The 10,285-nt window shown below is 39.8% G+C and carries 6 protein-coding genes; 1 reads left to right on the top strand and 5 read right to left on the bottom strand.

Features of this window, described 5'->3' with window-relative positions; translation table 11 throughout:
- Window positions 1-367: 367 nt before the first annotated feature.
- Window positions 368-844 carry a DUF721 domain-containing protein gene (locus tag ISP07_RS11755; RefSeq protein ID WP_209327715.1) on the bottom strand — a complete coding sequence of 159 codons (477 nt, stop codon included), beginning with the start codon at window positions 842-844 and terminating at the stop codon, window positions 368-370.
- Between the two features lie 611 nt (window positions 845-1,455).
- Here ISP07_RS11755 and ISP07_RS11750 point away from each other — a divergent pair.
- On the top strand, window positions 1,456-2,853 hold the full coding sequence (locus tag ISP07_RS11750; RefSeq protein ID WP_209327714.1) for an MBL fold metallo-hydrolase RNA specificity domain-containing protein: 1,398 nt from the start codon (window positions 1,456-1,458) through the stop codon (window positions 2,851-2,853).
- Window positions 2,854-2,925: 72 nt separating this feature from the next.
- On the opposite strand, the gene ISP07_RS11745 is transcribed toward ISP07_RS11750, so the two are convergent.
- The 4 genes from ISP07_RS11745 to ISP07_RS11730 form a co-directional block, all read right to left on the bottom strand.
- Window positions 2,926-4,548, bottom strand: coding sequence for a hypothetical protein (locus ISP07_RS11745; protein ID WP_209327713.1), 1,623 nt, complete (start codon window positions 4,546-4,548; stop codon window positions 2,926-2,928).
- Window positions 4,549-4,757: 209 nt separating this feature from the next.
- Entirely contained in the window at window positions 4,758-6,902 is a 2,145-nt protein-coding gene (locus ISP07_RS11740; RefSeq protein ID WP_209327712.1) for a YjbH domain-containing protein, read from the bottom strand.
- A 179-nt stretch (window positions 6,903-7,081) separates the two neighbouring features.
- The gene (gene galU, locus ISP07_RS11735; protein WP_209327711.1) at window positions 7,082-7,990 is read right to left on the bottom strand and encodes a UTP--glucose-1-phosphate uridylyltransferase GalU; all 909 of its coding nucleotides are present in this window, start codon (window positions 7,988-7,990) and stop codon (window positions 7,082-7,084) included.
- 823 nt (window positions 7,991-8,813) lie between these two features.
- Window positions 8,814-9,821, bottom strand: a complete 1,008-nt coding sequence (locus ISP07_RS11730) for an NAD-dependent epimerase (RefSeq protein ID WP_209327710.1) — start codon at window positions 9,819-9,821, stop codon at window positions 8,814-8,816.
- Between the last annotated feature and the right edge of the window lie 464 nt (window positions 9,822-10,285).

The raw sequence follows: 10,285 nt of genomic DNA, 5'->3' as shown, positions 1-10,285 counted from the left end.
GTAAAAAATCAAACCGAATATCAGCCTCAAGTTGCTTAAACTTAAACTTGAAGCTGGTTATGAGAGATGGTATCTACAAGATAACACGCGAAATAAATTTCACGCCTACATCAAAGACATTTAATCGCACAAAGAGGATAAGAGACGCTGCGCTTAAAAGAAAACAAAAAAGCACATTATCGCTTTCTCATTCTTTTCTCATTCACTTCTCTTTGTGCAAATATTTTCGCGCGAAATAAATTTCACGCCTACACCATAGGCTTCACGCTTGCTTGGCGCGTCTGACATACTGCGCCATTTCACCAACCTATGTCTGACTTACAAACAACACATTCGGCTTCAAACTGACGGCTGAAAGCTGAGGGCTTTACTTCTTTTTCCGCCCATGTTGTGCTAAACGCTCTAACTTGGCTTTTAACGATGGTGGGGCATCTGCGGCAATGGCGTTGAGGTAATCGGCTGTTTGTTCGCTCATTTGGCGCTTGGAAACAGGCTTTTGCTCTGGCTTATTAGTTGCCGATAAGAGCTGCGTTGCTTGTGGGTTTGCGGTAATTTTAATTTGCCCAAGCTCTACCATGCCAGCGGCACGAAAATGCGAAAGCATATCCATTTTTAAGTAATTTAAACGCAGTGCAATCGGTGCCGAAACTGCTTCTATCATCAAAGTACCATCACGGTAATTACTTACCCGACATTTTTTCGAAAGCGTTTCACCTAAGAAGTCATCAAGAATGGTTTGTTGAGAAGACAAGCCTTGGGTTTTACCAGCATAAGATGCTAAGCGACCACTCAAGCCTGCCATAATATCGCCAACAGCCTTTGGCGCGTATCTATCTTTTGCCATTAATCGTCTACCTAAAAGGGTTAATCACCACAAAGAGAATATATCACCTACGTAAATATGAAGCTATTAGGTTCGGGGAACGAGATACAAGATGCGGTTTTGTACAAAGTGGTCATTTATGACGTCAAGCTATTACGTACCTCTCATCAATGATGCGCTAAAGCACGATCTACAAGAAAGCGCGCAAAATAAATTTCACGCCTACATCAAAGACATCTAATAGCACAAAGAGGGTAAGAGGCACTTCGCTGAAGAGGAAGAAAAAAAATGATCCCGTGGTTCCCTCATTTTCTTCTCATTCACTTCTCTTTGTTAAAATATTTTCGGCACTGAAGTACCTCCTACAAAATGGGCCTTTGGGTAAGACCCGAAAACAACACCGCTCGGCTTCAAACTGACAGCTCAACATCTAATAGCACAAAGAGGGTAAGAGGCACTTCACTGAAGAGGAAGTAAAAAAATGATCCCGTGGTTCCCTCATTTTCTTCTCATTCGCTTCTCTTTGTGAAATAAACCTTCAACGAAATAAACTTCACGCCTTCAAATATGCCCCCATTGCCCTAAGAGTTATTTACCTCTATGCTGAAATTAGCTTCTAAAAGGAGAATATTATGCATATAAAACACCATGGAGCGGTGAAAGGCGTAACTGGGTCTTGCCACCAGCTATTTATTGATGACACAAATTCTGTACTTGTTGATTGTGGGCTATTTCAAGGGGAAGACAGTAAACAAGATCTAGCAATTGAGTTTGATATCTCAACAGTTAAAGCGCTGATTGTTACACATTGTCATATAGACCATGTTGGCCGCATACCCTACTTACTTGCCGCAGGTTTTAAAGGCCCAATTTATACCTCGATTGCCACCGCAAAACTCTTACCTATGGTGATTGAAGATGCCTTAAAAGTAGGTGTAACTCGCGATGAAGCGGTGATCCGCACCTGCTTAAAGTTACTAAAACAGCAAATTATCTCTCTCGATTATAATACATGGTACTGCATTCCCGTAGGAGTGGGCTTAAGCCCCGAAAAAGCAACCTCAAGCAATCAAAACTCGTTATATAAAATTCGCCTGCAACGTGCTGGGCACATTTTAGGCTCTGCCTATGTTGAAATTGAACTGGGTAAACGACCAAACACGCATAGAGTGGTATTTTCAGGTGATTTAGGTGCGCCTTACACACCATTGTTACCGACGCCAAAACCACCCTACCGTGCCGATACATTAGTTATTGAGTCTACCTATGGTGATAAAAACCATCAAGGCCGCAAAGAGCGCGTAGCCGTACTTAAAAAAGTTATAGAACGTGCCGTAAGTGATAATGGCGTGGTACTCATACCGGCTTTTAGTATTGGCCGCACACAAGAGTTGCTGTATGAATTTGAACAGCTTATTCACTCTGCACGTAAGCGCTCTATGTGGCATAAGCTGCAAATTATTGTTGATTCACCAATGGCAGCCAATTTCACAAATGAGTATTTACACTTTAAAGCGCTGTGGGATAACGAAGCAAAAAAGCGAGTAAAACAAGGCCGCCACCCGCTCGACTTCAACCAACTACACACTATTGATAGCCACCAAGAACACCTTACATTAATAAACTTTTTAGCCTCGAAACAGCAGCCCGCAATAATCATAGCTGCCAGCGGAATGTGTAATGGCGGCAGAATAGTTAATTATCTAGAACGTTTTTTACCAGACAAAACAACCGATGTCATTTTTGTTGGTTACCAAGGACGAGGAACCTTAGGCCGAGATATTCAAAAATATGGCCCTCGCGGCGGATACGTCTTTATCGATAATCAAAAAGTAATGATTAAAGCGCAAATTCATACCATTAGCGGTTACAGCGCCCACGCAGATCAAAAAGGGTTAATAAATTTCGTTACTGGCATACGCAAAAAGCCAAGTTTAATTAAAATTGTTCACGGAGACGAGCAAGCCAAACAAGCATTGGCGAATGAGCTTTGTACAAGATTAGCAACAGCAACAATTAAAATTCCGTAACGCATATAAAAAAAGCCGCATAAATGCGGCTTTCAGATTTAATCCCTATTTAGGAACTAACAAAAATGGTTACTAACCACCAGTGCCACCAGTAGAACCAGTACCACCTGAACCAGTTACTTCAGGGCAAGTGAATTCAAAGTTTTGAGTTAAATCATCACCATTCACATTGTCTAAAGTAATTGTGTTTGAACCTTCTAGAGGTAAACCACGGAAGTTAACAGTAACTTCGTAGTTTTCGCCTTCGCGTAGGTTAGTAAGCTGGAAGTTACCATCTGTATCTTTAAGCGCAGTACGTACAGCTTTACCATCACGCTTATAACGTACAGCAGAGTTAGTTACATCTACCGCTACGTCTGAGTCGTTAGCACATGAACCAGTAATAGTTAAAGTCTTATTAACTACAGTGTAAGGAGCAGCTAAAGTAAAGTCATTAACCGTACCACAAACTGGTACTTCGCCATCTGTTTCACCCCAGATAGCACCGTCTCTATCTAGCATTAGAACTGTAGCAGTTGCTTCAGAAGAGATACCGTAACGCTTTAAGAAACCAGGAGGAACAACACGAGAAGTGCTGCCTGAAGCTACACGTGCCCATAAAATGCCGTCAGAAGAGTATGCGATTAGTGAAAGGCCACCAGCAGGTACTGCATCACCATCAAAGTTAACAGTTAGACCATCAGTACATACAGGAACAGACTTATTAACAGAGAACCAAGTTAAGTGGTCTGTTTCAAAGCTAACTGTACCCGTACCTTTAGTTACTGGGAAAGTTTCTGGCATCCAGATACCAGTTTCTTCATCTAAAGAGCTTACGCTTAATACTTCACCAGCATCTAGATCAGCAGGCGCAGCAAGTGTTACGTTTAATGTATCACCAGCGAATTTTTTAACGCTATTACCGTCAACGCTTAATGTAACGTTTGCTAAAGAAACAGGCACTGCAATGTTAGCACTGCTGTCATCGCTATTTAGGCCTTCAGGTAGAACTAAACCTTTCGCGTCAGATGAAGGGTCAGTACCCAATACATTTAATGCTACTTCAGCACCTGTTACAGGTTGACCATCAGCGTCTTGTAAAGTAATGCCTGATGGTAATGTTGCTGAAGCTAAAGATGAGCCTTCTGCAGATGCATCAGCTACGATTTCAGCTGTTGTAGTAGAGCCTGTAATGTCTGATGAAGTTGTAGTTGTAGATGCAAGACCTTCTTCGTCAGTAGGTGTTAGTAAAAATTGCGCAACTAAAACGTCGTTATCATCTTCGTTAGAAAGATCTAAGCTAAATGCTTTAGTAACAAAGCCTGGAGCTGAAACGATAGCAGTAACGCTGTCTGTTGAAGAACCACTTTTACGAGTAACAAGGAAGCTACCTTCATCGCCAACATCTAAAGTTTGAACTTGATTACCTTCAACATCTACGATGTTAGTTGAAAGAACGCCTGATTCTAAAAATTTGATTGTTGCATCACCGATAACGTCAAATTCGTCATCATCGTTTGATTGAACAACAGAACCACTTACAACAAATGTAAGTGCCGCTGGAGTTTCTGGTGCAACGACAACAACACCACCATCGCCACCATCACCACCGTCATCTGGTACTGGTTTATTGTTATCATCATCGCTAAAACAACCTGTTAAAGCGAAAGCCGATGCTACTGATAACGCTAGTAGCGATTTTTTGTTAGTAAACATAGGGAGTCCTTCTATTCCTTTATCAACATTTGTAAATGAATTTACTCATTTTATAAAATAGTAGCGCGAACTTCCAAAAAGTATAGTCAGCACCATAATTTTTTTACAAATTAAAAACGAGGCATTAAAGCTCTTAAATTATCTAAAACACCTCATCAATAATATAGCTAAATTACCTAATTGTACAATACTTAACCCAACATAAATTGTTATCGATAAGTTAAATATGCCTCTTTTAATCTTGCAAGATTTTGGTATACATAATCACTAGACATACGCCCCTGATTAAGGAACGTACGGTAGGTGCTTATTGCACTTCCTGGAATAAAGCCTTGACTGAACACTAAACGGTTAGTGCTTTCACCAATCTCAGTACTCGCTGTATGCCTGTAAGATTCAGTGCCTTTAATTTGCCCAAATTTATAAGCTTTCATATCTTTTCGTGGTGAAAGTGGAATACTAAATGCCAAACCTGCTTTAGTCGTATTTGTATCTTCGTAAAATACAGCTAAATAGCTGTCACCAAACCAAAAACGGCTTTCTAACTTATAGCCAGAATCTTCATACCAATAATTACCTGCTTGAGCATGTAAAGTAATGTCTTGTTCAACCCAGTTATATTGGTAGTTTAGTGCTTGGAATGTTTTGCTACCGCGATAATCTTCGTATTTATACGAACCCAACTGAGCACTAATTCTGTGACGCCCTTCATCACTCAGCCAAGTTGTTTCGTTAGTTATACCTGTTAAATCGTAGCGCTCTTTTATAAAACCAACTTGCGTTTGGTTATAAAAACCGAATGGCAGCTTAAATGTTTGGTAGAACATAGCTCTATCAAATTCAGTTTCTTGACGATAACGCCTAAATGGACCTCGCTCATCATAGTCGTCACTATTTTCAACATTAACTTGTCCACCTAAAATAACACCCGCACCTTTCCAAAGAGGCACATCGACATCTGCTCTAATTGCAATAGAGTAGTCAAATACACCTAACTCAGTAGCGTACGTATTACTAATAGCAGGGCTTAAAGTTACACGCGGTTTAAAGTAAGGGCTCGCCTGCGCTTTACCTGCCCATGTAACACCCTCGGGAATAACGGCTTTGTCTTGTTGAACATTTAAGTCAGGGCTAACGCCCTTTTCAATAAACAAACGATAATTGTCGATGTTGCCGCTAATTGCTAGTAACGGGATATCTGTTTTCGAAAGCTGAACGCTATAATGAGTATTTTCATTAACTATATTTTCGGCAATGCGACCAAGTACTACACCAATAGCGTCAATGTCGTTACGGTTAAACACTGAGTTTTCAAAGTTAACAAATACGGTAGTTGAGTTGTAACCAACAACCACGTTTTCAAAACCATCATTAATGAGCGCATCTTTCAATGTAATTGCTTGTTTGCTTAAGCTAGAACTAACAACTTTTTGTGAATTTTGTGTTTGGCTTTGCTCAGCACTAGTAACGGTTAACGCATCAGGCTGTTCAGCTAGCTTGGGCGCTACTGACGTTTGAATAAAGCCTAAACCATAATCGTTTACTTTAGCCGCAGGTGTATTGCTTGTTGGGGCTACATAAGGCGCAGGCTTTACAGGCTCATAATTAGTTTTAGCTTCATCAGATAATGGTAGGGTAAAATTTACCCCCCAGTAGGTGTCTTTATCTTCAGAAAAATCAGTACTGCTGTAAAAACGGCTAGTAAAAGTTATTTCACCAATATCATATAGCCACTTTTTAGGAATCGTTATACGTGCTGCTGCATTTACAGCTTCGGCATCGTATTCAGTAAGTAAGCTAAACCACTCAAGCGGTTGCCACTCAATACCTGCAAATGCGCCATCCATTTCACCAGTTAGTCTGTCACTTGAACCTAGGCCGGCACTAAAACGAAAATCCCATAATTCTTTTGATGCCACTGCATAAAACGTTTTATAGTTGTTAGCGGCACCACCTATATCTTTAGCACCTATAGCTACACTAAACCAATCTTTAGGTATGTAAGGTAGCTGATATTTTGCGTTAAACGATAAATCTCGGGTTTGCCCACGGCCTTCGCTATAAAACATATTATCGTGTATTGAGTTAGAGGATATTTGCCCACTTACTTCAAGACCTTCAAATAACCCTGCAGAGAAAATAAAGTTATGGCCATCTAAATATCGCTGCCCTTTAAAATCTAATAAATTGTTATAGCCTATATCAACACTACCAGAGCTGAGCGCTTCTGCATTAGGAGTGTTTATCAACCCCGTATAACCAGAAAAAGACTGGTAGCTTTTTATTTCGTCAGCGGCTATTGGCAAGCTAATTGCGACGGCACAGCTCAAAAACAATAAATTCAATTTTGGCATTAGGAAATCCGAGTTAAAGTTATAAGTTCCTTCATTGTTTTAAATATAACATCAGAAAACAAAAACAAGAAGCTATCAGCCAAACTAAACCTTTAGGGTCAAAAATAAATTGCTAAGTTAAAACTAAAAAGGGTAAGAATTTACTTCTTACCCTTTTTTAAATATTTAGTTTTAAAAGGTTATACCGCTTTTAAATGCCTTGTGTTTGGCGTAACCATTTCTGTTACAAAGTCTGTAAACTCTGCGCCAAGTTTTTCATCGCGCATGCTGTACTCTACAATTGCTTTTAAATAACCTAGCTTATCGCCACAGTCATGAGCACGACCACTCATGTGGAATGCTTCAACAATTTCATGCTTCATTAACTCATCGATTGCGTCAGTTAATTGAATTTCGCCACCTGCACCAGCAGGAGTATTAGCTAGCAGTGGCCAAATTGCTTTAGATAAAACATAACGACCAACTACCGCTAAGTTAGAAGGAGCCTCTTCTGCTTTAGGTTTTTCAACCATGGTTTTAATAGGTGCACTTTCGCCCGCATTGATTTTAACGCCACCAATATCAGCAATACCATATTTATGAACGCTTTCCTGTGGTACTGGCTCAAGCATAATTTGACTTGCTTTAACCTCGTTAAAGCGCTTTATCATTGCGGCAACGTTTTCGGTTTTTTGATCAGCTGTATAGCTATCTAAAATAACATCGGGCAGTACTACAACAAAGTCGTCATCACCTACAATTGGTTTAGCACACATTACCGCGTGACCCAATCCTTTAGCCTCGCCTTGTCGAACATGCATAATAGTTACATCGTCTGGACAGATTGAGCGAACTTCTTCTAGAAGAGTACGCTTTACGCGCTTTTCAAGCGTTGCTTCTAGCTCAAAGCTGGTATCAAAATGGTTTTCGATCGCATTTTTGGAGCTATGGGTAACCAATACAACTTCTTTAATTCCGGCCGCTACACACTCATTAACAATGTATTGAATAAGTGGTTTATCAACTAAAGGCAGCATTTCTTTAGGAATTGCTTTAGTCATAGGTAACATGCGAGTACCAAGGCCCGCAACAGGAATAACAGCTTTCATAATTAGTCCCTTATTTAATAATTTAATCTACAATAACACCAAACTAACAGTACCAAAGTAGATACAAGCTGAATGGTTTTTAATTTAACTTTTCGTTAAAAATGAATGTTCAGAAGAAGCAAAGAGACGCTGCGCTTTAGAGTGAAACAAAGTATTTTTGGTTTACTCTTTTACTTCTCATTCATTTCTCTTTGTCAAATATCTTCGTGCGAATTAAATTTCACGCCTACATCAAAGACATTTTATTGCACAAAGAGGACAAGAGGCTCTGCGTTAAAGAGAAAACCATTAAGTTTTTCCTCATTTACTCTCACTTTCTTCTCTTTGTGAATACGCTTTCGCGCGAAATAAATTTCACGCCTTCATCAAAGACATTTTATTGCACAAAGAGGATAAGAGGCGCTGCGCTAAAGAGAAAACCAGTAAGTTTTTCCTCATTTACTCTCACTTTCTTCTCTTTGTGAATAGGCTTTCGCGCGAAATAAATTTCACGCCCACATCAAAGACATTTTATTACACAAAAAGGATAAGAGACGCTGCGTTAAAGAGAAAACCAGTAAGTTTTTCCTCATTTATTCTCACTTTCTTCTCTTTGCGAATACGCTTTCGCACGTAATAAATTTCACGCCCACATCAAAGACATTTTATTACACAAAAAGTATAAGAGGCGCTGCGTTAAAGAGAAACCAGTAAGTTTTTCCTCATTTACTCTCACTTTCTTCTCTTTGTGCAAATATTTTCGCGCGAAATAAACTTCACTCCTACATCACCTTAGGCACCGCGATTGCTAGATGCGTTCCCAATGCCACACAATGCGAAGCAATTATTTATTATAAAAACCTTTATACCAGCTGATTAACTCAGCCACGCCTTGCTCTACCCCAACCGCTGGTTTATACCCGGTTGCTGCAAATAAGTCTTGTGTATCGGCATAGGTTTTATAAACATCACCGGCTTGCATTTCACGAAAGTTCTTTTTCGCTTCAATATCTAATTCAGACTCAATGGCCTCAATAAATTTCATTAAATTAATAGGGCTGCCATGACCAATATTATAAACCTTAAATGGCGCAGAACTTGATGCAGGCGAGCCTGTTTCTACTTTCCAATTTTCATCACGTTCAGGCACTACATCTGCTGCACGAACAACACCCTCGACAATATCGTCAATGTAGGTAAAGTCACGCCACATATCGCCATTGTTATTTATATCGATGGTATCGCCATCAAGCATTTTTTTAGTAAAAATAAACGGCGCCATATCAGGGCGACCCCACGGGCCATAGACTGTAAAAAAGCGCAAGCCTGTAGTCGGCAAGTTATACAAGTGCGAGTAACTGTGCGCCATAAGTTCATTGGCTTTTTTTGTCGCAGCATAAAACGAAACAGGGTGATCAACGCTGTCGGTGGTTTCAAATGGTGTTTTTTCGTTCAAGCCATAAACAGAGCTAGAAGACGCATACACTAAATGCGCAACTTTATTATGACGACACCCTTCTAAAACATTTAAATGCCCCACTAAGTTTGAATCAGCGTAGGCATCTGGGTTTTCAATTGAGTAACGCACACCGGCTTGAGCCGCTAAATGAATCACACGGTCAAATTGCTCGCGCGCAAACAACTCGGCCATTGCGGCTCTATCTGCAATATCTAACTTGATAAAAGTAAAACTCTCGTGCTGTTCAAACTGAGCCAGACGCGCATGTTTTAAATTTACATCGTAATAATCATTTAAATTATCAACACCAACAACAACATGTCCTTGCGCTAGTAATTTTTGACTTGTAGCTGCACCAATAAAACCTGCAGCGCCAGTAACTAAATATTTCATTATATTCCTATCTTATTGAGCCCGTAGGCTGCCAATTCATTTGACTTAATAGAGAGTTAAGAGCGGCTTCATAGAGAAACCATATGTTCACAAAGAGATAATGAGGCGCTTTGCTTTAGAGAAAACAATAGCATTATTATCGCATCCTCATTCTCTTCTCATTCTTTCCTCTTTGTAAAAAACATATTCACGAGAAATAAATTTCACGCCTACACCAAGACATACAATCGCACAAAGAGGATAAGAGGCACTTCGCTTTAGAGAAAACAAAAAGTATAATTTTCACTTCCTCATTATTTTCTCATTCACTTCTCTTTGTGCAAAAAGATCTTCGGTAAAATTCACAGTGAGGCCAAGAGGCGCTTCGCTTTAGAGAAAACAATAAGCATTATTATCGCATCCTCATTCTTTTCTCATTCACTTCTCATTGTGCAAAAAGATCTTCCCTAAAATTCACAGTGAGG

Origin of the sequence: Pseudoalteromonas sp. PA2MD11 (assembly GCF_017808125.1) — a bacterium.
GTDB lineage: Bacteria > Pseudomonadota > Gammaproteobacteria > Enterobacterales > Alteromonadaceae > Pseudoalteromonas > Pseudoalteromonas simplex.
Note: the sequence above shows the minus strand (reverse complement) of the source record. Positions and strands in the feature narration are given on the sequence as shown.